Annotated in this window: 21 protein-coding genes; 9 read left to right on the forward strand and 12 right to left on the reverse strand. The window is 60.6% G+C overall.

Going from position 1 to position 26,672, the window contains the following annotated elements; genetic code table 11:
* Positions 1–5: 5 nt before the first annotated feature.
* The gene (gene mutT / locus ACPW75_RS23355) at positions 6–419 is read left to right on the forward strand and encodes an 8-oxo-dGTP diphosphatase MutT (protein ID WP_179101298.1); all 414 of its coding nucleotides are present in this window, start codon (positions 6–8) and stop codon (positions 417–419) included.
* 60 nt (positions 420–479) lie between these two features.
* On the opposite strand, the gene yacG is transcribed toward mutT, so the two are convergent.
* From yacG to ACPW75_RS23400, 9 genes are all read right to left on the reverse strand, one after another.
* Positions 480–674 (reverse strand): DNA gyrase inhibitor YacG, encoded by a 195-nt coding sequence (yacG, locus tag ACPW75_RS23360; RefSeq protein WP_005305661.1) that lies wholly within the window; start codon positions 672–674, stop codon positions 480–482.
* Positions 675–683: 9 nt separating this feature from the next.
* Positions 684–1,406, reverse strand: coding sequence for a cell division protein ZapD (zapD, locus tag ACPW75_RS23365; protein WP_024945431.1), 723 nt, complete (start codon positions 1,404–1,406; stop codon positions 684–686).
* A 37-nt stretch (positions 1,407–1,443) separates the two neighbouring features.
* Positions 1,444–2,058 carry a dephospho-CoA kinase gene (coaE, locus tag ACPW75_RS23370; RefSeq protein ID WP_077095241.1) on the reverse strand — a complete coding sequence of 205 codons (615 nt, stop codon included), beginning with the start codon at positions 2,056–2,058 and terminating at the stop codon, positions 1,444–1,446.
* Between the two features lie 18 nt (positions 2,059–2,076).
* Complete coding sequence (locus ACPW75_RS23375; RefSeq protein WP_077095240.1) at positions 2,077–2,949, reverse strand: prepilin peptidase; 873 nt, start codon at positions 2,947–2,949, stop codon at positions 2,077–2,079.
* A gap of 22 nt (positions 2,950–2,971) precedes the next feature.
* Entirely contained in the window at positions 2,972–4,213 is a 1,242-nt protein-coding gene (locus ACPW75_RS23380; RefSeq protein ID WP_043126919.1) for a type II secretion system F family protein, read from the reverse strand.
* A gap of 115 nt (positions 4,214–4,328) precedes the next feature.
* Positions 4,329–6,035: a PilB family type IVa pilus assembly ATPase TapB gene (gene tapB / locus ACPW75_RS23385; RefSeq protein WP_029302067.1), complete on the reverse strand. Its 1,707-nt coding sequence runs from the start codon at positions 6,033–6,035 to the stop codon at positions 4,329–4,331.
* A 3-nt stretch (positions 6,036–6,038) separates the two neighbouring features.
* Positions 6,039–6,479, reverse strand: coding sequence for a pilin (locus tag ACPW75_RS23390; protein ID WP_077095239.1), 441 nt, complete (start codon positions 6,477–6,479; stop codon positions 6,039–6,041).
* A gap of 322 nt (positions 6,480–6,801) precedes the next feature.
* On the reverse strand, positions 6,802–7,659 hold the full coding sequence (nadC, locus tag ACPW75_RS23395; RefSeq protein ID WP_077095238.1) for a carboxylating nicotinate-nucleotide diphosphorylase: 858 nt from the start codon (positions 7,657–7,659) through the stop codon (positions 6,802–6,804).
* 5 nt (positions 7,660–7,664) lie between these two features.
* Positions 7,665–8,135 (reverse strand): retropepsin-like aspartic protease family protein, encoded by a 471-nt coding sequence (locus ACPW75_RS23400; RefSeq protein WP_024944772.1) that lies wholly within the window; start codon positions 8,133–8,135, stop codon positions 7,665–7,667.
* Between the two features lie 147 nt (positions 8,136–8,282).
* On the opposite strand from ACPW75_RS23400, the gene ampD reads away from it, so the two are divergent.
* The 6 genes from ampD to ACPW75_RS23430 all read left to right on the forward strand — a co-directional run bounded on the left by ampD (position 8,283) and on the right by ACPW75_RS23430 (position 17,312).
* On the forward strand, positions 8,283–8,855 hold the full coding sequence (gene ampD, locus ACPW75_RS23405) for a 1,6-anhydro-N-acetylmuramyl-L-alanine amidase AmpD (protein WP_077095237.1): 573 nt from the start codon (positions 8,283–8,285) through the stop codon (positions 8,853–8,855).
* A gap of 275 nt (positions 8,856–9,130) precedes the next feature.
* A complete protein-coding gene (gene pdhR / locus ACPW75_RS23410) occupies positions 9,131–9,895 on the forward strand; it encodes a pyruvate dehydrogenase complex transcriptional repressor PdhR (RefSeq protein ID WP_011707564.1) in 765 nt (254 codons plus the stop codon).
* Between the two features lie 79 nt (positions 9,896–9,974).
* A complete protein-coding gene (gene aceE / locus ACPW75_RS23415) occupies positions 9,975–12,635 on the forward strand; it encodes a pyruvate dehydrogenase (acetyl-transferring), homodimeric type (RefSeq protein ID WP_077095236.1) in 2,661 nt (886 codons plus the stop codon).
* Positions 12,636–12,748: 113 nt separating this feature from the next.
* Positions 12,749–14,656 carry a pyruvate dehydrogenase complex dihydrolipoyllysine-residue acetyltransferase gene (gene aceF, locus ACPW75_RS23420; protein ID WP_077095235.1) on the forward strand — a complete coding sequence of 636 codons (1,908 nt, stop codon included), beginning with the start codon at positions 12,749–12,751 and terminating at the stop codon, positions 14,654–14,656.
* A gap of 149 nt (positions 14,657–14,805) precedes the next feature.
* Entirely contained in the window at positions 14,806–16,233 is a 1,428-nt protein-coding gene (gene lpdA / locus ACPW75_RS23425; RefSeq protein WP_017409445.1) for a dihydrolipoyl dehydrogenase, read from the forward strand.
* Positions 16,234–16,355: 122 nt separating this feature from the next.
* Positions 16,356–17,312 (forward strand): GGDEF domain-containing protein, encoded by a 957-nt coding sequence (locus tag ACPW75_RS23430; protein WP_045525666.1) that lies wholly within the window; start codon positions 16,356–16,358, stop codon positions 17,310–17,312.
* On the opposite strand, the gene ACPW75_RS23435 is transcribed toward ACPW75_RS23430, so the two are convergent.
* From ACPW75_RS23435 to ACPW75_RS23445, 3 genes are all read right to left on the reverse strand, one after another.
* Positions 17,309–17,491, reverse strand: a complete 183-nt coding sequence (locus ACPW75_RS23435; RefSeq protein WP_077095234.1) for a hypothetical protein — start codon at positions 17,489–17,491, stop codon at positions 17,309–17,311. The genes ACPW75_RS23430 and ACPW75_RS23435 overlap by 4 nt on opposite strands.
* Positions 17,492–17,634: 143 nt before the next feature.
* The gene (locus tag ACPW75_RS23440; protein WP_179101297.1) at positions 17,635–19,260 is read right to left on the reverse strand and encodes a methyl-accepting chemotaxis protein; all 1,626 of its coding nucleotides are present in this window, start codon (positions 19,258–19,260) and stop codon (positions 17,635–17,637) included.
* A gap of 134 nt (positions 19,261–19,394) precedes the next feature.
* Positions 19,395–21,302, reverse strand: a complete 1,908-nt coding sequence (locus ACPW75_RS23445; RefSeq protein WP_179101296.1) for a methyl-accepting chemotaxis protein — start codon at positions 21,300–21,302, stop codon at positions 19,395–19,397.
* A gap of 237 nt (positions 21,303–21,539) precedes the next feature.
* Here ACPW75_RS23445 and ACPW75_RS23450 point away from each other — a divergent pair, with 237 nt between their 5' ends.
* Positions 21,540–23,798 carry a patatin-like phospholipase family protein gene (locus ACPW75_RS23450; RefSeq protein WP_077095231.1) on the forward strand — a complete coding sequence of 753 codons (2,259 nt, stop codon included), beginning with the start codon at positions 21,540–21,542 and terminating at the stop codon, positions 23,796–23,798.
* A gap of 228 nt (positions 23,799–24,026) precedes the next feature.
* The gene (gene acnB / locus ACPW75_RS23455; RefSeq protein ID WP_077095230.1) at positions 24,027–26,624 is read left to right on the forward strand and encodes a bifunctional aconitate hydratase 2/2-methylisocitrate dehydratase; all 2,598 of its coding nucleotides are present in this window, start codon (positions 24,027–24,029) and stop codon (positions 26,622–26,624) included.
* The last annotated feature ends 48 nt before the right edge of the window (positions 26,625–26,672 follow it).

Raw genomic sequence — 26,672 nt, forward strand, 5'->3', positions numbered from 1 at the left:
CAATGATGGAACAGAAGAAACGGATCTGGGTGGCGGTCGGCGTCATCGAGAACGAACGGGGCGATATCTTCATCGCCAAGCGCTCCGCCGATCGCCATCAGGGGGATCGCTGGGAGTTTCCCGGCGGCAAGGTGGAAGCCGGGGAGGATCTGCTTACCGCGCTGGATCGCGAACTGTGGGAAGAGATCGGGATCCGGGTGCAGGATTGCGCCCCCTTCATGGAACTGCATCACGACTACCCGGACAAGCAGGTGCTGCTGGATATCTGGAAGGTGACCCGCTTCAGCGGCGAGCCGTTCGGCAAGGAGGGGCAGGAGTGTCGCTGGGCGCCGCTGGCCTCGCTGCACGAGTATCACTTCCCCGACGCCAATGGCCCGATCGTGACGCGCCTGCAGGCATCACTGGCCGCACAGGGCTGATGTGAGCCGCAGTGCATACCAAAGCAAAAAGGGCCGTATCGGCCCTTTTTGCTTGCTGGCTTACTGCCACTGCTCCCCTTCTTCGGGGTAGGGCAGCAGCTCCGGGTCTATTTCCCCCGGGATCCGCTTCTCCTCGTCGGCCCACTCGCCGAGATCGATCAGCTGGCAGCGCTTGCTGCAGAACGGGCGAAACGGGCTTTGCGGGCCCCATTCCAGCTCGGTTTGGCAGGTCGGGCACTTTACTTTGGTCACCATGAATACTCCTCAGCAGCAGGCAAGCTGGAAGGGAACATCACCGATCTGCTGCTCCGTGGTGGGCAGGAAACGCAGGGCGAACCGGTTCTTGTGGCCGCTCAGGGTGGGGTAACACTGCTGGGTGCCGGTCAAACGAATGCGGATCAGCTCTGCGCTCTCGGCGGTATCCTGGAAGAAGCCGTTGACGGCAACCTGCTCGCTGAAGTTGCCGGACTCACGCCACAGCCGCAGCAGCAGGGAGATGGCGTTCATCAACAGGTTGATGTCGCTCAGCCACAGCTGCATCTGCTGATGACGGGCGATGGCCGGGGTAGCGAGCCAGTGGTGCAGTTGCGGCACGTCGAAGGCGCACAACCCGCCCGGAATGGAGAAGCGCTGGCGAATGGAGCCGAGCAGCCGATCCTCTTTGAGGCGGGCACCGGGACGCGGGGCACTCAGCAGGTTGCGGGAGAGCTGGGCGCTCTCCTGCTGCATCTGGCTGATCTGCTCCAGGTCGACATCGGGCAGGCTGGCCCAGTGGCTCAGGCGCTGGCCGAGGCGCTCCAGATCCTTGATCAGATCGGCGCGCAGGTCGCCGCGTTCCAGCAACTCCTGCAGGTCGAACAGACCCTTGAAAAAGGCGATATGTGCCCAGGACTGGTCGCTCTCCAAATTGTCGCGGATCTGGGAAAACAGGGACTCCAGACGAAGATAGGTCCGGCTTTTTTCATTGAGGGGAAAATCGTAAATCATGCCTAATCCTGGCCAGCCATAAACCGGCCTAGTGTACTCACAGTTGGCGGGCTTGTTGAGAGGCAAATGCCAGATATGTCTCGTGCAGCGCTAAAATTCGGCTCTTTATCGCCTCGGGGGTGGCATTCTGGTTGTCTAGTACATCGTCGGCTGCCGCCAGCCGTTCGGCCCGGCTCGCTTGGGCGGCCAGGATGGCTTGGGCCTGCTCGTGGCTCACGCCGTCCCGGCGGCAGGTACGCTCAATCTGGGTCGCCTCGTCCACGTCGATCACCAGTACCCGATTGGCGAGGGCAGTGAGCCGGTTTTCCACCAGCAAGGGCACTACCAGCAAGCAATAGGGGGAGCGAACGGCCGCACACTGGCGCTGCATCTCGGTGCGAATGAGGGGGTGGAGCAGAGCGTTGAGCCAGCCCTTGCCCTGCGGGTCAGTGAAAACCCGCTCACGCAGCCGGCGGCGATCGAGCTGGCCATCGGGGGTGATGACATCTGAGCCAAAATGGGCGGCGATGGCGGCCAAAGCCGGGGTACCGGGCTCGACTACCTCGCGGGCGATGACGTCCGCATCCACTACTTCGATGCCGAGCTCTGCAAACTGATTGGCAACCGTGGTCTTGCCGCTGCCAATTCCGCCGGTGATTGCGACTACATACATGGGTCAGTGCTGCCTTGGTCAGAGAAACGTCGTGAGGTACCAGCGGGTGATGGTATCGCCCCACAGCAGCGCAATCCAGCCGGCGATGGCCAGATAGGGGCCAAAGGGGATGGGTTTGTTCTGATGATGATTGCGCAGCAGGATGAGACCAATACCGATGAAAGCGCCAACCAGCGACGAGAGCAGCAACACTATGGGCAGTGCCTGCCAGCCGAGCCAGGCGCCCAGCGCCGCCAGCAGCTTGAAGTCGCCATACCCCATCCCTTCCTTGCCGGTCAGCAGCTTGAAGGCCCAATAGAGGCTCCAGAGCACCAGATAGCCGGCCATGGCGCCGATCACCGCATCGGCCAGCGGTGCAAATCCCCCTGTCAGATTGAACAGCAGGCCGCCCCACAGCAGTGGCAGGGTCAGCTGATCCGGCAGCAGCATCTTGTCCAGATCGATGAAAGTGAGTGCCACCAGCACCCAGGTGAGCAGCAGGGCGGCCAGCAAGCCCCAGCCCGGTGCAAATGTCGCGGCGACGACCAGCGAGAGCAGGGATGTCAGCAGTTCCACCAGAGGATAACGGGCCGAGATGGGGGCCTGGCATTCACGGCAGCGCCCCTTGAGCCAGAGCCAGCTGAGCAGGGGGATGTTCTCCATGGCCGTGATGGCGTGGCCGCAATGGGGGCAGGCAGAACGCGGCACCATCAGGTTGTAGCGCTCTTCCTGCTGCGGCTGTGCCTCCGGATTGAAATAGCCGAGATATTCGGCCTGCCACTCCCGCTCCAGCATGATGGGCAGGCGATGGATGACCACGTTGAGAAAACTGCCGATCACCAGGGAAAAGAGGAATACCAGCGAGAAATAGAGCCAGGGCAGGCTGTGGAAAACGTCAGTGATCAGCAACATTGAGTCTCGGATTGATGGGGGATCAGTGGATCACCGATCCCAGTTTGAAGATGGGCAGATACATGGCGACCACCATGCCGCCAACCAGTACCCCCAGCACCACCATGATGAGAGGTTCCAGCAGGCTGGTGAGGCCATCGACCAGATCGTCCACCTCCTGCTCGAAGATGGTGGCGACCTTGGAGAGCATATCATCGATGGCGCCAGACTCCTCGCCGATCATCACCATCTGGATCACCATGTCCGGGAACAGATCGACGGTGCGCATGGCCACGTTGATTTGCATGCCGGCCACCACCTCGTTGCGAATGGCCATGACGGCAGTACGGTAGACATAGTTGCCGGAGGCGCCAGCTGCAGAAACCAAGGCATCCACCAGCGGGATACCGGCAGAGAAGGTGGTGGAGAGGGTACGGGCGAAACGGGCCATGGCGGCCTTGTGCAATATCATGCCGACCACGGGGATGGTCAGTATGAACTTGTCGGTGTTGTCCTTGACCTTCTGGGAGGCGCGCCAGGCGCGAACGTAGAGAAAGATGGAAAGCGCTATGCCGCCAAAGATCACATACCACCAGTTCTGCATGAAACGGGAGATGCCGATGACAAACTGGGTAAAGATGGGCAGCTCGGCACCGAAGCTCTTGAAGATGTCCTCGAACTGGGGAATGACAAACAGCAGCAGGATGGAGGTAACAACAATGGCCACCAGGATGACCATGGTGGGGTAGAACATGGCTTTCTTGATCTTGGACTTGAGTGCTTCCGATTTCTCGCGATAGGTGGCGATGCGATCGTAGATGGTCTCCAGAGCGCCGGACTGCTCGCCAGCCTCCACCAGATCGCAATAAAGATCGTCAAAGTGGCGGGGATGGCGGCGCAGTGCCTCGGACATGGGCGTGCCGGTCTCCACATCGGCGGCAATCTGGCCCATGAGCTCGCGCATGGCCGCCTTCTCGTGGCTGCGAGCGATGATCTGCAGGCTTTGGACCAGAGGTACGCCGGCTGACAGCATGGTGGTGATCTGGCGGGAGACGACGGCGATGTCCATCGGCTTGATCTTGGCGCCGCCCTTGGAGAAGAGCCCCTGGCTCTTCTTGCTTACTTTGGTGACGTTGACACCCTGTTTGCGCAGCTCTGCCTTGACCGTGTTGATGCTGTCGGCCTGCAATTCGCCGGAGACCTTCTGGCCCTTGCGATTTACCCCGCTCCAGCGAAAGGCGAAGACTTTCTTGGGGGCATTCTGTTTCTGGGTTAGCGTTGCCATCACTGCGTCCTGCAATGGGGCTCGGGTTGCTCGTCATGAGGAGAAGCAGCCTCGGCCTGATGGAAATCGCCAGGGCCGGCGGCACCTGGATGAATCGGCTGAGCGATAGACTCTGTCAGTTGGTTGTTACCCGGTTTATCTCCGCCAGACTGGTCACCCCCAGGCGGGCCTTCTCAAGGCCGGAGGTACGCAAGGTACGCATGCCTTCCTTCTGGGCGATGGCGGCAATCTGCAGAGAGTTGGCCCCTTGCATGATCAATTTTGCGATGTTTTCAGACATTAGCATGATTTCGTAGATGCCGACCCGGCCCTTGTAGCCACCCGAGCACTCTTTGCAGCCAACCGGTTTGAACAGCCGCAAGCCAGCGGCCAGCTGCTGCTGGGTAAAACCCAGCTCAAGCAGCTCAGCCTCGGGTACCACTTCGGGGGCTTTGCAGTGATCGCACAATTTACGCGCCAGCCGCTGAGCCATGATCAGGGTGACCGAGGAGGCGATATTGAAGGCGGGGACCCCCATGTTCATCATCCGGGTCAGCGTTTCCGCCGCCGAGTTGGTGTGCAGGGTGGATAGCACCAGGTGACCTGTCTGGGCGGCCTTGATGGCAATTTCGGCTGTTTCCAGATCCCGGATTTCACCCACCATGACCACATCGGGGTCTTGGCGCAAGAAAGAGCGCAGGGCGCTCGCGAAGGTCAGCCCTGCCTTGGGATTGACCTGCACCTGATTGACGCCGGGCAGGTTGATCTCCACCGGATCTTCGGCGGTGGAGATATTGACCTCGGTGGTATTGAGAATATTGAGACCGGTATAGAGGGAAACCGTCTTGCCCGAACCGGTAGGGCCGGTCACCAGGATCATGCCCTGGGGCTTCGACAGAGCACGCAGATATTGCGCCTTCTGCCGATCGTCGAAACCGAGCTGCTCGATATTGAGACGTGCCGCGGAGGAGTCGAGCAGACGGATAACGATCTTTTCGCCCCACATGGTGGGCAGGGTATTGACCCGCATATCCATCGACTTGTTGCGCGACAGCTTCAGTTTGATGCGACCATCCTGGGGCAGTCGCCGCTCGGCGATATCGAGCCGTGCCATCACCTTGAGGCGAGCCGAGAAGCGGTTGGCCAGATTGACTGGTGGAGTCGCTATTTCATGCAAGATCCCGTCTATCCGAAAGCGGATGCGGTATTTGGTCTCATAGGGCTCGAAGTGAAGGTCGGAGGCTCCGCGCTTGATGGCATCCATCATGATTTTGTTGATGTATTTGACGATGGGGGCGTCGTCGTCGGCCGTATTGACGCTCTCGTCGAGCCGCGATCCCTCGTCAGACACTTCCAGTTCGGAGATCTCGGATTCGTCGATGTCCTCCATGCCGAGGGCATCCTGATCGCTCTCCATCAGCTTGCCGATGGCTGTGGTGAGTTTGTTCTCCTCTACCAGCAGCGCTTCGGTATGCAACCCGAAGCTGAAACCAAAATCCTCCAGTGCAGAGACATTGGTGGGATCCGACATGGCGATATAGAGGGTGTGCCCCTGGGTGTAAATGGGCAGGACATGATGTTTTTCAATCAGCTTCTGATTGAGGTATTTCTGCGGGATCTCGGCCAGGTCGAAGGCGGCAAGATCCAGCAGAGGTACCCCATACTCCAGCTCGCAGAAGTCCGCCAATGCTTTGCTGTCGAGGATTTCGTTTTCGATCAGAAAGGTCACAAAAGGTTTGCGCTGTGCCTTGGCTTGGCTCAGATAGCGTTGTGAGTCGGACTCACTGAGCAGGGAAGAGGCGGCCAGGCTTAACGCCAAGCCGCTATTGGGACTAGAAGTCATGTATTAGCAGATACCTGCAGCCGAACAAGTGCTACCACTCGCAGCATTTGTCCATATGACCCTTCCCCCATCATAGTTACCTTCGAGGATATAGGTTTCTTCACCTGAGGCAAAAGGAGGGACTTTGCCCATAGCAGTTATCTGCACAGCAGTTCCAGAGAGAGCGATATCAACTGACTGTACGTAGCTATTGGCAGATGCAGAGGCACTTACAGCAGCAGGAATTCCATTTGTACCTGCTGTCGCGCAATTGGTTAGTGCCCCATCTTTCTGTGCGCACACTTCAACTGCAGTTTTAAACGCTCCTGTTGCTGTAACTACTTCAGAGAACTTTGCTTTTTTTGTGTAGGTCTGATACGCCGGCAGCGCGATGGCGGCCAAGATGGCGACGATCGCGACCACGATCATCAATTCGATAAGGGTAAAGCCTGATTGTTTCTTCATTTCAAATATCCTTTTTGTCCTTGGTTCCTGGGAAGTGCCGGTGGAAAACTATCCACACGTCAGTATCTTATCCGAGCTGTTTGACTTGGCAACAGAGGCCGGGGTCTTTGTTAACAATCTTTCTGTCATTTGCGAAAATTTTGATATAAATCATGGATGAAGAGTCCCTATCGACTCTTTTTTACTGGCGGGGATGGGTCCATCTCACACTCCTTTGCCGAGGGATCCTGCCTTAAAGAAAAGGCGCCCGTGGCGCCTTTTGCAAGTCCTTCATCTTGTTATATGTCAGCGACAAGACGGGGGAATGATGATGCCTCTGCGGCTAGATGAATCGCATGGAGAGATCCAAGGCGCGGACATGCTTGGTCAGGGCGCCGACCGAGATAAAATCGACGCCGGTGGCGGCATAGTCAGCCAGGGTATCCAGCGTGACATTGCCAGATACCTCCAGCTTGGCCCGGCCCTGATTGAGGGCAACCGCCTCGCGCATCATGGGAATGTCGAAGTTATCCAGCATCACTATGTCGGCGCCGGCAGCCAAGGCCTGCTCCAGCTCGACCAGGGATTCGACTTCTACCTCTACCGGTTTACCCGGGTTGAGACGGCGCGCTTCACTGATTGCTTCAGCGATACCGCCACAGGCAATAATGTGGTTCTCCTTGATGAGGTAAGCGTCGAACAGGCCGATCCTGTGGTTCTTGCCACCGCCACAAGTGACAGCGTACTTCTGGGCGCTGCGCAGTCCCGGCAGGGTCTTGCGGGTATCGAGCAGCCGACAATCGGTATCTGCCAACTCGGCCACGTAGCGAGCGGTAAGAGAGGCCACTCCGGAGAGGGTCTGCACGAAGTTGAGGGCATTGCGCTCACCGGTCAGCAACACGCGGGCCGGGCCGTGCAGGCGAAACAGTTCCTGATTGGGGGAGAGCACTTCGCCATCTTGTACCAGCCATTCAACTCTGACTTCGCCACCAAGCTGGACAAACACCTCATCGACCCAGGGCTGGCCGCAAAATACACCAGCCTCGCGGGTGATGACCCTGGCGCTGGCGAGGCGATCCGCCGGGATCAACTGGGCCGTGATGTCGGCACCGGCATCCGGTTGATCCAAAGGGGTGAGGGCATCGCCCAAGTCTTCGAGTAGTGCGGCGCGCACGGCGCGGCGGATGTCCTGTTGTAGCATGCCTTTTATTCCTGCAAAGGTCTGAGCAGCAACTGCCGCTCCTTTTGAACCAGCTCCAGCCGGCCGAGGGCGTTCATGCCTACCAGCACCTCGTCGCCAGCCGCTGCCGGATTGATGAAGATAGCCAGATCGTACAAGGTCAGTGGTCCCATCGCCAGCGTTTCGATGGTGCCGTTGCCGACCCGGATAAAGCCGGCTGCCGTATTGACCTGGCTGCTGCCGCGGGCGGTCAGGCCAAGCCGCTCGGCGACCTGTTGTGGCACGGTAATGCGGGTTGCTCCTGTATCGAGCAGCAGTTGCACCGGCTGACCGTTGATGGCACCCTCCAGACGATAGTGGCCGCTGGCATCGGCCTTGAGCAGCAGGTCGCCGCTGGCGGTGACTGATGGTTGTTCGCGGGCATGAAAATAGAGGGTCAGCAATCCCATCAGGGAGAGCCAGGCCAGCAACCAGAAGCGGCGTGCCATCGGGTGCATATCCTTTCCTGAGTCGAGCGGAAGATGGCCCAGCCTACCACAGTTGCCCGTTGTCATGAGGCGACTGCGATGAGCCTGAGAGGTGGATCGCCTTGTTGCCCGTCCAGTGTTGCCAGATGCGCCATTCCATTGCAGAGCGAGTAGACAATGACTCAGCCAAAAATAGTATTTTCCATTGATTCAGACGGTTGGTGTGAGCAAGCCCGCAAGGTGCCATCACCGCACCACAACGAGCGGGCCACCCCGAGCGATATCTCCCTGCTGGTGGTGCATGGCATCAGCCTGCCGCCTGGCGAGTTTGGCGGTCCCTTCATCGATGATCTTTTCCTTGGGCGACTCGATCCCGACGCTCATCCCTATTTTGCCGGTATCCATCAGCTGCGGGTCTCGGCACACTGCCTGATCCGGCGCGACGGTGAGCTGGTGCAATATGTGCCGTTTGGTGCCAGAGCCTGGCATGCGGGGGTATCGAGCTGGCAGGGACGCGAGGCGTGCAACGACTTTTCCATCGGGATCGAGCTGGAAGGGACCGATGAGCAGCCCTACACGGATGCACAATACGAGGCATTGATCGGGCTCAGCCGAACCTTGTCTAGCCATTACCCCGCCATTACGGCGGATCGCATCGTCGGCCATTGCGACATAGCGCCGGGGCGCAAGACGGATCCGGGTGACAGTTTCGAATGGCCGCGTTACCGTCAGGCACTCAACTTTAAGTAATTATTCTAAAAATAAGTTTGTGTTTTTAAAACAATGGCTTGCCTTTATGGCAGGCCATTTTTACTGGCTGTTGATCAAATGTTGCCTGTGAGCGATGTCAAAAATATTGGTCTGACCAATTTCTATGAGCTAAATCATAAATCCCTCTCTTTACCCCTTAAGTGGCAAGGTTGATTCTTGATTCAGATCATCTTTTGGGTGGACTTTTCCCATGCCCTCTGCTAATTTTCGCCCCATTCATGAAATTGGTAATACCAATTTAACAAAGCAGCCTCATGCCCTATCTCAAGATTACTCAACCCAAGTTGGCCGACGCCATTGTCGCCGAGCTGGAACAGATGATTCTGGAAGGCAGTTTGCAGCCGGGCCAGAAGTTGCCGCCCGAGCGGGAACTGGCCATCCAGTTTCAGGTATCGCGCCCCTCGCTGCGCGAAGCCATCCAGCGCCTCGAGGCAAGAGGACTCTTGTATCGTCGTCAGGGCGGCGGCACTTACGTACAAAACGCCTTGAGCAAAGGGATCGCCGATCCCCTGTTCGAGCTGCTCAGCACTCACCCGGAAGCCCAGTATGACCTGCTGGAGTTTCGCCACGCACTGGAAGGCATCTGCGCCTACTATGCTGCGTTACGGGGTACTGACGCCGATTTCGAGCGCATCCGTCAGGTGCAGTCCGCCATCGAGGAGGCTGGCCAGCAAGGCTCGCTGGTCAGCGAATCCGCTGCCGTCACCCAGTTCTATCTGGCGGTGGCCGAGGCGTCCCACAACGTGGTGCTGCTGCATCTGCTGCGGGCCATGGGCCCCATGCTTGAGCAGAACATTTTACGCAATAACGAAATTCTGAATCGCCGTCCGGGAGTGGTCGCCAAGATCCGTCGCCATCGCGCGCATCTGATCGAGGCTATCCTGTCGGGGGCTCCGGAGCGGGCCAGGGCAGCTTGTCATGAGCACCTGGCCTTTATCGAGGACACCTTGTTGGATATGCAGAGGGAAGACAGCCGGATCCAGCGATCCATGCGTCGGATCCGTCAGCAGGAAAACTAATCCCACAAGGCTTTATTGTCGAATGCTTGCGCCCTTCGCCGTGCAATGCCGTGCAATCACAACAAAATAGGAACCAGCCATGTCTGATATCCTGAAGAACGATGTGGACCCGATAGAAACGCTGGAGTGGCTTGCCTCTCTGGAATCCCTGCTGCGTGAAGAGGGTCCCCAACGCGCTCAGTTCATCCTTGAACAGTTGGCCGAGAAAGCCCGCGCAAGCGGTGTGGACGTGGCTGCCAAGGCAAACCGCGATTACATCAACACCATCCCGTCCAGCGAAGAGCCGGACTACCCGGGCGACCTGGAGATGGAGCGCCGCATTCGCGCCATCATCCGCTGGAACGCCATGATGATCGTGCTGCGCGCCTCCAAGAAAGACCTGGACCTGGGTGGTCACATGTCTTCCTTCGCTTCTTCCGCGACCATCTACGAAGTCTGCTACAACCACTTCTTCCGCGCTCGCAGCGAGAAGGACGGTGGCGACCTGGTCTACTTCCAGGGTCACATCTCCCCGGGCATCTATGCTCGTGCCTTCGCCGAAGGTCGTCTGACCGAAGAGCAGCTGGACAACTTCCGTCAGGAAGTGGATGGCAAGGGTATCCCTTCCTACCCGCACCCGAAACTGATGCCGGACTTCTGGCAGTTCCCGACCGTCTCCATGGGTCTGGGCCCCATCGCCGCCATCTATCAGGCTCGCTTCCTGAAGTACCTGACCGACCGTGGCATCAAGGATTGCTCCGAGCAGACCGTTTACGCCTTCCTGGGTGACGGCGAGATGGACGAGCCGGAAGCCAAGGGCGCCCTGACCGTTGCCGTGCGTGAAAAGCTCGACAACCTGGTGTTCGTGGTCAACTGCAACCTGCAACGTCTGGATGGTCCGGTTGTCGGCAACGGCAAGGTCATCAACGAGCTGGAAGGCCTGTTCTCCGGCGCTGGCTGGGATGTCACCAAGGTTATCTGGGGTCGCAAATGGGATGAGCTGCTGAAGAAAGACACTTCCGGCAAGCTGATCCAGCTGATGAACGAGACCGTGGACGGTGACTACCAGACCATGAAGTCCCGCGATGGCGGCTACGTGCGTGAGCACTTCTTCAACCGTTACCCGGAAACCGCCGCGCTGGTCAAAGACATGACCGACGAGGAGATCTTCGCCCTGAACCGCGGTGGTCACGATCCTCGCAAACTGTTCGCCGCCTTCTCCAAGGCTGCAGCGACCAAGGGCAAGCCGACCGTGATCCTGGCCAAGACCATCAAGGGTTACGGCATGGGTGAAGCGGCCGAAGGCAAGAACATCGCTCACCAGGTCAAGAAGATGGATCTGGGCTCCGTGCGTCACCTGCGTGACCGTTTCAACCTGCCGGTCACCGACGAGCAGCTGGAAACCCTGCCGTATCTGAAGATCGAAGAGGGTACCGAAGAGCACAAATACCTGCACGCCCGCCGTGCCGCGCTGAAGGGCTATGTACCGACCCGTCTGCGCGAGAGCACCACCAAGCTGGAAATCCCGGCGCTGGATGCTTTCGGTCCGCTGCTGGGTGAACAGGCGCGCGAAATCTCCACCACCATGGCGTTCGTGCGTTCCCTGAACGTGATGCTGAAAGACAAGTCCATCGGCAAGCGCATCGTCCCGATCCTGGCTGACGAAGCTCGTACCTTCGGTATGGAAGGTCTGTTCCGCCAGATCGGTATCTACAGCCCGCACGGTCAGCAGTACACCCCGCAAGACCGCGATATCGTCTCCTACTACAAGGAAGACAAGCAGGGTCAGGTTCTGCAAGACGGCATCAACGAGCTGGGCGCCATGTCCTCCTGGCTGGCTGCTGCGACCTCTTACAGCACCAACGATTGCCCGATGATCCCGTTCTACATCTACTACTCCATGTTCGGCTTCCAGCGGATCGGCGACATGGCGTGGGCTGCCGGTGACCAGCAAGCCCGTGGCTTCCTGCTGGGTGCGACCTCCGGTCGTACTACCCTGAACGGCGAAGGTCTGCAGCACGAAGATGGTCACAGCCACATCCTGGCCAACACCATCCCGAACTGCGTCTCCTACGACCCGTCCTACGCCTATGAAGTAGCGGTGATCGTACAGGATGGTCTGCGTCGCATGTACGGTGAGAAGCCGGAGAACGTTTTCTACTACATCACCACCCTGAACGAGAACTACGCCATGCCGGCCATGCCGGAAGGCGCCGAGGAAGGCATCCGCAAGGGTATCTACAAGCTGGAAACCGTGGCCGGCACCAAGGCCAAGGTACAGCTGCTGGGTTGTGGCTCCATCCTGGGTCACGTGCGCACTGCCGCCCAGATCCTGGCCAGCGAGTACGGCATCGGCTCCGATGTGTTCAGCGTCACCTCCTTCAACGAGCTGGCTCGTGACGGTCAGGACGCGGATCGCTGGAACATGCTGCACCCGAACGCCGATGCTCGCGTACCGTACATCGCTCAGGTACTGGGTTCTGAAGCCATCATCGCCGCGACCGACTACATGAAGTCCTTCGCCGATCAGGTGCGTGCCTTCGTACCGACCGAGAACTACCGCGTGCTGGGTACCGACGGTTACGGCCGTTCCGACAGCCGTGCCAACCTGCGTCGTCACTTCGAAGTGAACGAATTCTACGTTGTGGTTGCTGCCCTGACCGAACTGGCCAAGCGCGGCGAGGTAGACAAGCAGGTTGTGGCCGACGCCATCGCCAAGTACGGCATCGATGCCGACAAGGTCAACCCGCTGTACGCGTAAGAGGATCAAGTGTCGTGCCGGGACTCGCTGCCCGGCACGACCTTGCAAAGGTTAACGCGAGAGACGCGTGACAGCAGTCGGTCACGCGGATGCACGCAAGAGGATAAAGCACAATGTCCAAACAGATTATGGTGCCGGATATCGGCGCCGATGAAGTTGAAGTCACCGAGATCATGGTGGCCGTGGGTGACAAGGTCGAGCTCGATCAGTCCATCATCGCGGTAGAAGGCGACAAGGCCTCCATGGAAGTACCGGCCCCGTCCGCCGGTATCGTCAAAGAGATCCTGATCAAGGTGGGTGACAAGGTTGCCACCGGTTCCCAGATCATGGTCTTCGAAGCCGAAGGTGCTGCCGCACCTGCGCCGGCTCAGGCCGCTGCACCGGTTGCAGCCGCCCCGGCCGCCGCTCCTGCTGCTGCCGCTCGCAAAGACGTGCACGTGCCGGACATCGGTGACGACGAAGTGGACGTGACCGAGATCATGGTTGCCGTGGGCGACATGGTTGAAGCCGACCAGTCCATCATCGCCGTGGAAGGTGACAAGGCCTCCATGGAAGTGCCGGCACCGTTCGCGGGCCGTGTGGTCGAGATCAAGGTCGCTGCTGGCGCCAAGGTCTCTACCGGTTCCCTGGTGATGGTCTTTGAAGTGGCTGGCGCCGCTCCTGCCGTTGCTGCCGCACCGGCCCAGGCTGCCGCTCCCGTGGCTGCTGCCCCGGTTGCCGCCGCTGCCAAAGAAGTCAATGTACCGGATATCGGTGGCGACGAAGTCGAAGTCACCGAGATCATGGTTGCCGTGGGTGACAAGGTTGAAGCCGACCAGTCCCTGATCGCCGTGGAAGGTGACAAGGCCTCCATGGAAGTGCCTGCGCCGTTCGCCGGTGTGGTCAAAGAGATCAAGGTGAAGGCGGGTGACAAGGTCTCCACCGGTTCCCTGATCATGGTATTCGAAGTGGCTGGTGCTGCTCCGGCCGCCGCAGTTGCCCCGGTTGCTCAGGCTGCCGCCCCGGTCGCTGCTGCCCCTGTTGCCGCAGCTCCGGCTCCGGTTGCCCAGGCTGCTGCTGCCTCTGACTTCGTTGCCAACGATGCCTACGTACACGCCTCGCCGGCCGTGCGCCGTCTGGCTCGTGAGTTCGGTGTCAACCTGGCCAAGGTTAAAGCCTCCGGTCGCAAGGGCCGCATCGTCAAAGAAGACGTGCAAGCCTACGTGAAGGATGCGGTCAAGCGCGCCGAGTCCGCTCCGGCTGCAGGTCAAGGCACTGGCAATGGCAACGGCAACGGCATGAGTGTGCTGGCGTGGCCGAAGGTCGATTTCAGCAAGTTCGGTGATGTGGAAGAGGTCGATCTGACCCGCATCCAGAAGATCTCCGGTCCGAACTTGCACCGCAACTGGGTCATGATCCCCCATGTCACCCAGTTCGACGAAGCCGATACCACCGAGCTGGAAGCGTTCCGCAAAGAGCAGAACGCGATGCTCGAGAAGCAGAAGGCTGACGTGAAGATCACCCCGCTGGTGTTCATCCTGAAAGCCGCCGCCAAGGCGCTGGAAGCTCACCCGCGCTTCTGCAGCTCCCTGTCCGAAGATGGCAGCAAGCTGATCATGAAGAAGTACATCCATATCGGTGTGGCGGTGGATACCCCCAACGGTCTGGTTGTGCCCGTGGTGCGTGACGTCAACAAGAAGGGCATCATGGAGCTGTCTCGTGATCTGGCCGAGATCTCCAAGAAGGCCCGTGCCGGCAAGCTGACCGCTGCCGACATGCAGGGCGGTTGCTTCACCATCTCCAGCCTGGGTGGCATCGGCGGTACCAGCTTTACCCCGATCGTCAACGCGCCGGAAGTGGCCATCCTGGGCGTCTCCAAGTCCGAGATGAAGCCGAAGTGGAACGGCAAAGAATTCGCGCCGCGCCTGATGCTGCCGCTGGCCCTGAGCTACGACCACCGCGTCATCGATGGTGCCGATGGAGCTCGCTTCATCACCACCATGAACGGCGTGCTGTCCGACGTTCGTCGACTGGTCCTGTAAGTGAGAGGGCGGGCCCAGAGCCTGCCCTTTTTACTTCTCATTTCGTTAACAGGATTGTAAACTTGCCCCGTTTTTTTCACGGCTGCAGCCGCCTCGTTCTGGTTTAAGACTGCGCTGTCCGGGGATATAAGAACGACAAAGAGGTCATGATGAGTAAAGAAATCAAAACCCAGGTCGTAGTACTGGGTGCTGGCCCTGCCGGTTATTCCGCTGCCTTCCGTGCAGCCGATCTGGGTCTGGATACTATTATCGTCGAGCGTTACTCCACCCTGGGTGGCGTCTGCCTGAACGTGGGTTGCATCCCGTCCAAGGCGCTGCTGCACGTCGCCAAAGTCATTGAAGAAGCCAAGGCGCTGGCCGAGCATGGCATCGTCTTCGGTGCCCCGCAGACCGACATCGACAAGATCCGTCTGTGGAAAGAGAAAGTCATCAACCAGCTGACCGGCGGACTGGCTGGCATGGCCAAGATGCGTAAAGTACAGGTTGTTAACGGCTTCGGTAAATTTACCGGCCCGAACACCTTGGAAGTGGAAGGTGCCGACGGCAAAACCACCGTGACCTTCGACAACGCCATCATCGCTGCCGGTTCCCGTCCGGTGAAGCTGCCGTTCATTCCGCATGACGATCCGCGCGTATGGGACTCTACCGATGCGCTGGAGCTGACTACCGTTCCTGGCAAGCTGCTGGTTATCGGTGGCGGCATCATCGGCCTGGAGATGGGTACCGTGTACTCCTCCCTGGGTTCCGAGATCGACGTGGTGGAATTTGCCGACCAGCTGGTACCGGCTGCCGACAAAGACATCGTCAAGATCTACACCAAGCGCGTGGCCAAGAAGTTCAACATCATGCTGGAGACCAAGGTCACCGCAGTTGAAGCCCGTGAAGACGGCCTGTACGTCTCCTACGAAGGCAAGCACGCCCCGGCCGAGCCGGTGCGTTACGACAACGTGCTGGTTGCCGTAGGTCGTGTGCCGAACGGCAAGATGCTGGATGCCGAGAAGGCCGGCGTTGCCGTGACCGAGCGCGGTTTCATCGAGGTGGACAAGCAGCTGCGTACCAACGTGGCGCACATCCACGCCATCGGTGACATCGTTGGTCAGCCGATGCTGGCTCACAAGGGTGTGCACGAAGGCCACGTGGCTGCCGAAGTCATCGCCGGCAAGAAGCACTACTTCGACCCGAAAGTGATCCCGTCCATCGCCTACACCGAGCCAGAGATGGCCTGGGTTGGTCTGACCGAGAAGGAAGCCAAGCAACAAGGGCTGAACTTCGAAGTGGCCACCTTCCCGTGGGCGGCTTCCGGTCGCGCCATCGCGTCCGACTGCTCCGACGGCATGACCAAGCTGATCTTCGACAAGGAGAGCGGCCGCGTCATCGGTGGTGCCATCGTCGGTACCAACGGTGGTGAACTGCTGGGTGAAATCGGTCTGGCCATCGAGATGGGTGCCGACGCCGAAGACATCGCGCTGACCATCCACGCTCACCCGACTCTGCACGAGTCCGTGGGCCTGGCAGCCGAAGTGTTCGAAGGCTCCATCACCGACCTGCCGAACGCCAAGGCCAAGAAGAAGAAGTGATTCGCTTCTGCCTGTAAAAAAGCCGCTCAATCGAGCGGCTTTTTTGTTTTTGTATATAGATGAGATTTGTTCGGGGCTGGTTGCTATGCTAGTGACTTCCATATCACTTGCTGGAGTCAGCCATGCAAACACCGGCTATCCCTGACAATGAAAGATTGCGCCTCGATGCATTGCGCCGGATCTCCATTCTCGACAGCTCCGCCGAAGAGCGTTTCGATCGGATTACCAGGATGGCGCGCAGCATGTTTGATGTGCCCATCTCGTTGGTGTCGCTGGTGGATGAAAACCGGCAGTGGTTCAAGTCCTGTTGTGGTTTGCCGGTGCAGGAGACACCGCGCGACGTCTCTTTCTGCGGGCATGCCATTCTCGGTGATGGTCTGTTCGTGGTGGAGGATACCAGGCAGGATCTGCGCTTTGCCGATAATCCGCTGGTATCCGGTGAACCCCATATCCGCTTCTATGCCGGCTGCCCGTTACAGATTGGCGAAGGTTACAAGCTGGGCACTCTGTGCATCATTGACCGCAAGCCGCGACTGCTGGATTCGCGCCAACAGGGCTTGCTGACGGATCTGGCCGGCATGGTGGAGCGCGAGCTGGCCGCGATCCAGCTGGCTACGCTTGATGACCTTACCGGTATCACCAATCGGCGCGGCTTCATGCTGCTGGCGCAAAAATGTCTGCAACTGGCTCACCGGCAGGAGCGGGAGGCTACCCTGCTGTTCATCGATCTCAACCGTTTCAAGGAGATCAACGACCAGCTTGGGCACGATGTGGGTGACGATGCCTTGCAACAGATGGCCGGTCTGATGTGCCGGGTTTTTCGGGAGGCGGATATTTTTGCCCGGCTGGGGGGCGATGAATTTGCGGTGCTGCTGCTGGGTTCAGGGCCTCTTGAGATAACAAGGGTATTGGCCCGTTTTGCCGAGGCTCTGGCTGTCTTTAATCAGGAGAGCGGCAAACCCTATCAGCTGGCCTGCTCGATCGGTGTCGGACACTATGACGGACGCTCGCCACCAGCGCTGGAACAACTGCTGCAGCAGGCGGACCAGAAGATGTATGACTGTAAAAAAGGGCGCTAGCAGCGCCCTTTCTTGGCTTGTCCCGGCGGACAGAAGGTACCGTAACCCCCTCGATCCCCGTCGCTGACCCGGATCCGGGTATCGTCCACGCTCACGTCGGCGCTGTGTACCCGTACCGGCCCGCTGCTGCAGGCGCTGAGCAGACCGCTCAGCAAGATCATCACTACCAGCTTGCCCATAACTCCTCCTCTTATTTTCCTGATTATGGGGCATTTTCAGAGGTGGGTGGAGGCGGCGCAAAGCCCCTGCGTCACGGCCTGCCGTGGTGGCGACAGAGGGCGCCGCAGCGCCCTCTGGCAAGTCGTGCCGAGGCAGCCAAAAGCTACAGACGGAAGTGGCCGACCAGCTTGTCCAGCTCGCCGGAGAGCTGCTGCAGGCCGCGACTGGCATCGGTCAGCTGGTGCGCAATGTCGGCGGTCTCCATGGTGAGCTGGTTGATGTCCTCCACGTTGCGGTTGAGTTCGCCGACCACGCTCGACTGCTCTTCGGTGGCGGTGGCGACCTGGATGTTCATGTCGTTGATCTGGGTGATGTGGGCGGTGATCTGGCCGAGTGCGCCGTTGGCCTCGTCAGCCTGGGTGACGACGGCCAGGCTCTGGCTGCGGCCCTGGGTCATGGCACTGACGGCGCGGGCACTCTGTTCCTGCAGCCGGTTGATCATGCCCTGGATCTCGGCGGTGGAGGCGGCGGAGCGGTTGGCGAGGTTGCGCACCTCGTCGGCCACCACGGCGAAGCCGCGACCCTGCTCACCGGCGCGGGCCGCCTCGATGGCGGCGTTGAGCGCCAGCAGGTTGGTCTGCTCCGAAATGCTGCGGATGGAGTCGGTCTGGGTCGCCAGCGACTCGATCACCCCGGCGACCTGCGCAATCTCGTCGGAGAGACCGACGATGCCGTGGCGCGCCTGGGCGACCACGCCGGCACCCGCATCCGCCTGCTCGTTGGCCTGTCTCGCCACTTCTGCGGCGAGGGAGGCGTTGCCGGCGATCTCGGTGACGGTGGCACCCATCTGGTGGATGGCGGTGGCCACCTGCACGGTGCGGTCGCGCTGGGCGGTACAGTTCTGCTGGGTCAGCTGGGCCTTGGCGGCCACCTCGTCAGCCGTGGCGGCCAGCTGATGGGAGTTGCGGGCCACCTGCTCGATGGCGCTGTGGATCTTGCTGACGAAGTGATTGAAGCTCACCGTGATCTCCGCCAGCTCGTCATTGCCGTTCAGCTGGGCACGGGAATCCAGCGCCAGGTGTTCGGCGGCATAGCCGATGTACTGCTGCAGGAAGCCGACCCGGCGCTTGAGGTTCATCAGGATGAGTACCGAGACTAGCAGCGAGATGAGGATGGCGCCGGTGATGATGCTGATCATCTGCAGCCGCCCGCTGGCATAGCTCTGTTCACCGAGCTGATGGCGCTGCTGGGCCTGCTGGATCAGGCCGTCGAGCAGGGCGTTGGCATCCTTGCGCATGGTGCCGTAGGTGACGGTATAGCGATCCCGATAGATGCCCCTTGCCGCTTCCATGTCGCCCTGTTCCAGCGCCTGCAGCATGGGCGCCAGCTCGTTGCTCGCCATCCCTTCGAACTGGCTGAGCAGCTGCTGGGCATTGGCTTTGGCGGCGGGGTCGGTCTGGGCGGTGACGGCCTGTTGCATGGCCTGACGCATCTCGGGAATGTCCTCCTCCCGGCTCTCCTTGACCCGGGTGATCACCCCCTTCACATCCTTGAGGGAGGTATCCTGCAGCAGCATCATGTCGATGCCGACCCGCATGCGGGGAATGCGCGACACCACCTCCGCCATGGCGCGCATGGGGGTGGCGGTGTTCTGGTAAAGCTCGGTGGATTGTTGCTGGATGGTGCCCATGCTCTTGAGGCTGGCACCGCCCACCAGCAGCAGGGCGAGACAGGGCACGGTGACAGCCAGGATCAGCTGCAATTTGAGCGTCAGTTTACCTTCTAGCATGGGTTTTCCTCGCTGATCATGACGATGTGAATTATCAGAGTATAAATCGACGGATTTGGCACCAACTTGAGTTTTTGTTAACAAATAGCCAACAAAAAGGGGCGCCATAGCGCCCCCTTATGATGTCAGAAGTCTTAAAGTCGGAAGTTGCCGACCAGCTTGTCCAGCTCGCCGGAGAGGTGCTGCAGGCTGCGGCTCGACTCGGTCAGCTGGTGGGCGATGTCGGCGGTCTCCATGGTGAGCTGGTTGATGTCTTCCACGTTGCGGTTGATCTCGCCCACCACGCTGGATTGTTCCTCGGTGGCGGTGGCGACCTGGATGTTCATGTCGCTGATCTGGGTGATGTGGGCGGTGATCTGGCCGAGGGCGCCGTTGGCCTCGTCAGCCTGGGTCACCACTTCCAGACTCTGGTTGCGGCCCTGAGCCATGGCGCTGACGGCGCGGGCGCTCTGCTCCTGCAGCCGGTTGATCATGCCCTGGATCTCGGCGGTGGAGGCGGCAGAGCGGCTGGCGAGGTTGCGCACTTCGTCGGCCACCACCGCGAAGCCGCGGCCCTGTTCCCCGGCGCGGGCGGCCTCGATGGCGGCGTTGAGCGCCAGCAGATTGGTCTGCTCCGAGATGCTGCGGATGGTGTCGAGGATGCTGCCGATGGAGTCGGTCTGGCTGGCCAGCGACTCGATCACCCCAGCCACCTGTTCAATCTCGCCGGAGAGGCCGACGATGCCGTGACGGGCCTGGGCTACCACCAAGGCGCCGGCGTCGGCCTGTTCGTTGGCCTGCTTGGCCACATCGGCCGCCAGAGACGCGTTACCGGCGATTTCACTCACGGTGGCGCCCATTTCGTGGATGGCGGTGGCCACCTGCACGGTGCGATCGCGCTGGGCGGTGCAGTTGTGTTGGGTCAGCTGAGCCTTGGCGGCCACCTCGTTGGCAGTGGCGGCGAGCTGGCGGGAGTTGCTCGCCACCTGCTCGATGGAGCCGTGGATCTTGGCGACGAAGTTGTTGAAGCCGGTCGCAACCTGGGCCAGTTCATCCCGCCCCTCCACCTTGAGGCGCTGGGTCAGATCGCCGTCACCGCTGCCGAGTTCGCGGAACAGGCGGGCCAGCTGGTTGAGCGGGCGGCTCACCGAGCCGGCCAGCAGCATGCCGAGCAGCCCCATGCCGACGGCGATGGCCAGGCTCACCAGCAGGATGTGCAGGCGGGCCCGGTCCAGCTCGGCATAGATCTCCGCTTCCGGCACCTGGGCCACCAGATACCAGTCGAGCAGCGGAATGTAGCTGCTGGCCAGCACCACCGGCTGACCGTCGATCTCGGCGTGGGTGGCGGCAAAGGACTGCTTGTTCAGCAGGTTGCCGCTGCCGCTTGCCAGCTGGGCCAGGTTGTCACGGTCGATGCGGCTGGCGTCGGGGTGCAGTTTCACCTTGCCGCTGCCGTCGGTCATGAACACGAAGCCGCTGTCGCCGATGCGGAAGTTGGCGAGCATGCTGACCATGCTGTCGAGGGACTTGGCGAGGCCGGCGAGGCCGCGGCCATTGAGCTGCTGGAAGTTGACGAACAGCTTCACCTCGCCGTTGCTCTCGCGAAAGATGCTGAGCATCAGGTCTTGCTGGCTCTTGGTGTAGCCGTAGAACCAGGCGTCCTGCTCCGGGGTGAGGTTGCGCAGGAAGCCATCCTGGTTGTAGTAGGCGGCGCTCTGGCGATCGGCGAAAGAGGCGGTGACCAGCCCGTATTGGGCTGCCATGTCTTTGAGCTGGTCGATCAGGATCGACTCCTGCTCCTTGGGCATGCCGCGGGCCACCCAGTCCAGCACGAAACGATCGTTGGCCAGCTGTCTGGCGGCGCCGGCGACCGAGGTGAGATCCTTCTCGATCTCCTTGCCGATGCGCTGGGTCAGGTTGGGCAGCTCCTGCTCGAACATGCGGCTTTCGATCAGCTGCTGCGCCGAGCGCTGGCTGAAGTAGCCTACCAGCAGGCAGGAGAGCACCACGGCCAGGGTGACCGTGGCCAGGATTTTCTGTTTGAGTGTCAGGCTTGCAAGCATAGGAGTGACTCGGGTGTGTGAACACGGGATTGAGGACATATTAGCGGCAGCCCGGCGCCACCCTTGATAGGCCGACCCACTTTATTGACGGATTACGTTTGCGCTCACATCGCCGCATGGGCGGCCAGCGTCGCAATGCGTGCCGATATCCCCTGCGAACTGTTGCGGTTCGCCGGCCGCCCCTTATAGTAGGCTTCACTGCCTAGCTGGCTCGCCCTGGATTCAATGGAAAATCATATGCGCATCTTTCGTCGAGGATGGAACCCCCTGTTCCTGATATTGCTGGCCTGTCTGCCGCTGATGGCGGCGGCCCAGTCCGAGCGGCCCAAAATTGCCCTGGTGCTCAGCGGCGGTGGTGCCAAGGGGGCGGCCCACATCGGCATCCTCAAGGTGCTGGAAGAGAAGCGCATCCCGGTCGACATCATAGTGGGCACCAGCATGGGCTCCTACGTGGCGGGCATGTACGCCATGGGACTCAGCGCCGAAGAGGTGGAGCGCACCACCCTGGCCATCGACTGGAACAAGGGCTATCAGGACAAGGTGGGGCGTGACGAGCTCTCCCTGCGCAAGAAGCAGCAGAGCGAGCAGTATCAGCTGCGCACCGACATCGGCATCAATGGCGACTCGGTCCAGTTCCCCGACGGCTTCTTCCAGGGCCAGTCCATGGCCAGCCTGCTGCGCCACGCCACCTCCAATCTGCCGGTGCAGAAGAGCTTCGACGATCTGCCCATTCCCTATCGCGCCATGGCCACCGACATGGAGACGGTGACCCCCTTCGTGCTGGACCACGGCAGCCTCGCCAAGGCGATGCAGGCGTCCATGTCCATTCCCGGCGCTCTCAAGCCGGTGGAGTGGGAGGGCCACATCCTGGCCGATGGCGGCACCGTCAACAACATGCCGGTGGACGTGGCCAAGGCGATGGGGGCCGACGTGGTGATCGCGGTGGACATCAGCGCCAAGCTGCGCACCCGCGAGTCCTTGAAGTCGGGGCTGGCCATGATCGATCAGCTCACCACTTACATGACCCAGGTCGGCACCGAGAAACAGAAGGCGCTGATGGGGCCCAGAGACGTATTGCTGACGCCTGAGTTCGGCAACATGGGTATCGCCGACTTCGCCCTGATGCCGGAGGGGATCAAGCTCGGGGAGCAGGTGGCCAACCGTGCCTCGGCCCAGCTGGATGCGCTCTCTCTGTCGCCCGCCGCCTATGCCGCCTATCGCAACCAGAAGCTGAGCCGGCGCGCCGAGCGCAGCGGCCAGCCCGCCTACTACATCGACAAGGTGGAGATCATCAACAAGTCCCGTCTCTCCGACGAGACGGTGCATGCCATGCTGAAGGTGCGGCCTGACAAGATCCAGACCAACGAGAGCCTGGAGGCGGGCATTCGCCGGCTCTATGCGCTGGAGTCGTTCGATCGCATCACCTACGAGGTGGAGGAGCGGGGCGGCGAGAACGTGCTGGTGGTGGACGCCAGCGAGAAGAACTGGGGGCCGGGCTACCTCAACTTCCAGTTCGGCTTCTCCGATGACTTCGAGAGCAGCTCCAACTACAACGTGGGCATGTCCTACACCCTCACCAACGTCAACGACTGGGGGGCCGAGTGGCTGACCGAGGCATCGCTCGGCACCGCCAAGCACTTCAAGACTGACTTCTACACCCCGCTGGAGCCCTCCCAGACCTTTTTTGGCGAGGCGAGCCTGGCCTATGACAAGACCCAGCGTCGTATCTTCATCCCCGAGGAGACGCGGGCGGCGAATGAGGTGAGCTATGTCGACGCCGAGTACAACTTCACCAACGTCGATCTGGCGGTGGGCTGGAATCGCCAGCCCTGGAGCCGCCTCTCGCTCGGGTTGGAGGGGAAGGTGGGCGACATCGATGTGCGCAACGTGGCGGATGCCAAGGTGGATGCCTCCTCCTGGGGCCCCTATGTCCGCTTCGAGCACGATACCCTAGACAGCCGCTACTTCCCCTATCAGGGCGCCTACTGGGACATCAAGGGGGGGTACTCCGCCGTCCGGCTGGATAATAACAGTGACATAGATGATCGCTATGAGGGGGTCAACTATCACCTGGCGATGGTCAAGCCCTGGTCCTGGGACAGACACAGCCTGAACCTGTTGCTGGAGGGTGGGGGCTCTACCTCCCAGGAAGAGCTGCCGCTGTTCGTGCAGGATCTGGGCGGGTTGTTCCGCATGTCCGGCTTCCAGCGCTATCAGCTGAGCGGCCGTTACAGCCTGTTTGGCGGGCTGCGCTACATCTACCGGGTGGCGGACAACGACTTCGGCGCGCTGCGGGCGCCGCTCTATCTGGGCGGCTCCCTCGAGCAGGGCGGGGTGTGGGACAAGGGTGAAGACATCAGCATGGAGAGCTCCTTCACCGCCGGCTCCGTCTACGTGGGGGTGGAGAGCTTCCTCGGCCCCATCTTCCTCGGCTACGGCATGGCGGAGGGGGGCAACGACATGTTCTATCTGCAATTGGGCAGCACATTCGAATAACGGCAAAATGATGCCTTTTTGTTAACTTATTTCTGGTGTGCCATTTATCTGTTTGTAAAACACCAGCAACTTTAGATGGTTATGTTGTTTTGATGAATATCTGTACAGGCTTTGGATTTTAATTAGTCGTTAAAACTTATATAGTGGGGGGCACCCTACGGGTGTCCCGCAAGGACGATCGCCGCGAGCGTGGGCGAACCCCAAAAAAAGACCAAAGAGGAATTAGTCGTGCTTGAAACATACCGTAAACACGTCGCAGAACGTGCCGCCGAAGGCGTGGTTGCCAAACCTCTGGACGCAGAGCAGGTCGCCGCCCTGGTTGAGCTGCTCAAGAACCCGCCCGCCGGCGAACAAGACTTTCTGAAAGAGCTGTTGTCCTCCCGTATTCCCCCTGGTGTTGATGAAGCGGCCTATGTCAAAGCCGGCTTCCTCACCGCCGTCGCCAAGGGCGAAGCCCACTCTCCCATCCTGAGCGCTGCCGAAGCCGTCGAGCTGCTGGGCACCATGCAGGGTGGTTACAACATTCAGCCGCTGATCGACCTGCTGGACCACGCGACCCTGGCTCCTCTTGCCGCCAAGGGCCTCTCCCACACCCTGCTGATGTTCGACTCCTTCCACGACGTGGAAGAGAAGGCCAAGGCGGGCAATGCCCACGCCAAGCAGGTGATGCAATCCTGGGCCGATGCCGAGTGGTTCCTCTCCCGCCCTGAACTGGCTGAGAAGATCACCGTCACCGTGTTCAAGGTGACCGGCGAAACCAACACCGACGACCTGTCGCCGGCGCCGGACGCCTGGTCCCGCCCGGACATTCCGCTGCACGCGCTGGCCATGCTGAAGAACGCCCGTCCCGGCATCACCCCGGACAAGGATGGCGTCATCGGCCCTATCAAGACCATCGATGCGCTGAAAGAGAAAGGTTTCCCGCTGGCTTACGTGGGTGACGTGGTGGGTACCGGTTCTTCCCGCAAATCCGCCACCAACTCGGTGCTCTGGTTCATGGGCGACGACATTCCGCACGTGCCGAACAAGCGCGCCGGCGGTGTCTGCCTCGGTGGCAAGATTGCCCCGATCTTCTTCAATACCATGGAAGATGCCGGCGCCCTGCCCATCGAAGTGGACGTCTCCAAGCTGGAAATGGGCGATGTGATCGACATCTACCCGTTTGCCGGCAAGATCTGCAAGCACGGCACCGACCAGGTGCTGGCGCAGTTTGAACTGAAAACCGACGTGCTGATCGACGAAGTGCGCGCCGGTGGCCGCATCCCGCTGATCATCGGCCGCGGCCTGACCGACAAGGCCCGCGAAGCGCTGGGTCTGCCGTTCTCCACCGTGTTCCGCCGTCCGCAGCCGGTGGCCGATACCGGCAAAGGCTTCACCCTGGCCCAGAAGATGGTGGGTAAGGCGTGCGGCGTGAAGGGCATTCGCCCCGGCACCTACTGCGAGCCCAAGATGACCACGGTCGGCTCCCAGGACACCACGGGCCCGATGACCCGCGACGAGCTGAAAGACCTGGCCTGCCTCGGCTTCTCCGCCGATCTGACCATGCAGTCCTTCTGCCACACCGCGGCCTATCCCAAGCCCATCGACGTACAGACCCACCACACCCTGCCGGACTTCATCATGAACCGCGGCGGTGTCTCCCTGCGTCCGGGTGACGGCGTCATCCACTCCTGGCTGAACCGCATGCTGCTGCCGGATACCGTGGGTACCGGTGGTGACTCCCACACCCGTTTCCCCATCGGCATCTCCTTCCCGGCGGGCTCCGGTCTGGTGGCCTTCGCCGCCGCCACCGGCGTGATGCCTCTGGACATGCCGGAATCCGTGCTGGTGCGCTTCAAGGGCGAGTTGCAGCCGGGCATCACCCTGCGTGACCTGGTCCATGCCATCCCCTACGCCGCCATCCAGAAAGGGCTGCTGACCGTCGAGAAAGCGGGCAAGAAGAACATCTTCTCCGGCCGCATCCTCGAGATCGAAGGTCTGCCGACCCTGAAGGTGGAGCAGGCGTTCGAACTGGCCGACGCCAGCGCCGAGCGTTCCGCCGCCGGTTGCACCATCAAGCTGGATAAAGAGCCGATCATCGAGTATCTGAAGTCCAACATCGTGATGCTCAAATGGATGCTGTCCGAAGGCTACGGCGACGTACGCACCATCACTCGCCGCATCAAGGGGATGGAAGAGTGGCTGGCCAACCCGGTGCTGATGGAAGCGGACAAGGATGCCGAGTACGCCGAAATCATCGAGATCGATCTGGCCACCATCAAGGAGCCGATCCTGTGCGCGCCGAACGATCCGGACGATGCCCGTCTGCTGAGCAGCGTGGCTGGTGACCAGATTGACGAGGTATTCATCGGTTCCTGCATGACCAACATCGGCCACTTCCGCGCCGCCGGCAAACTGCTCGAGAAGTATCAGGGCGAGCTGCCGACCCGCATGTGGATCGCGCCGCCCACCAAGATGGACAAGGATCAGCTGACCGAAGAGGGCTACTACGGCATCTTCGGCCGGGTCGGTGCCCGCATCGAGATCCCCGGTTGTTCCCTCTGCATGGGCAACCAGGCGCGGGTAGCGGAAGGGGCCTCCGTGGTTTCCACCTCCACCCGCAACTTCCCGAACCGTCTGGGCAAGGGTGCCAACGTCTATCTGGCCTCTGCCGAGCTGGCTGCGGTTGCCGCCATCATCGGCAAGATCCCGACCGTGGCCGAGTACCTGCAGTACGCCAAGACCCTGGACGCCACTGCGGCCGACACCTATCGCTACCTCAACTTCAACGAGATCGCCTCCTACACCAAGAAGGCCGATGCGGTGATCCTGCAGCAAGCGGTATAAGGGTCGGCGCCGCCATGGCGCTCCCGTGCTGATGCAAAGCCCCGGCCC

Origin of the sequence: Aeromonas sp. FL131, from assembly GCF_049860615.1 — a bacterium.
Taxonomy (GTDB): Bacteria; Pseudomonadota; Gammaproteobacteria; order Enterobacterales; family Aeromonadaceae; genus Aeromonas; species Aeromonas hydrophila.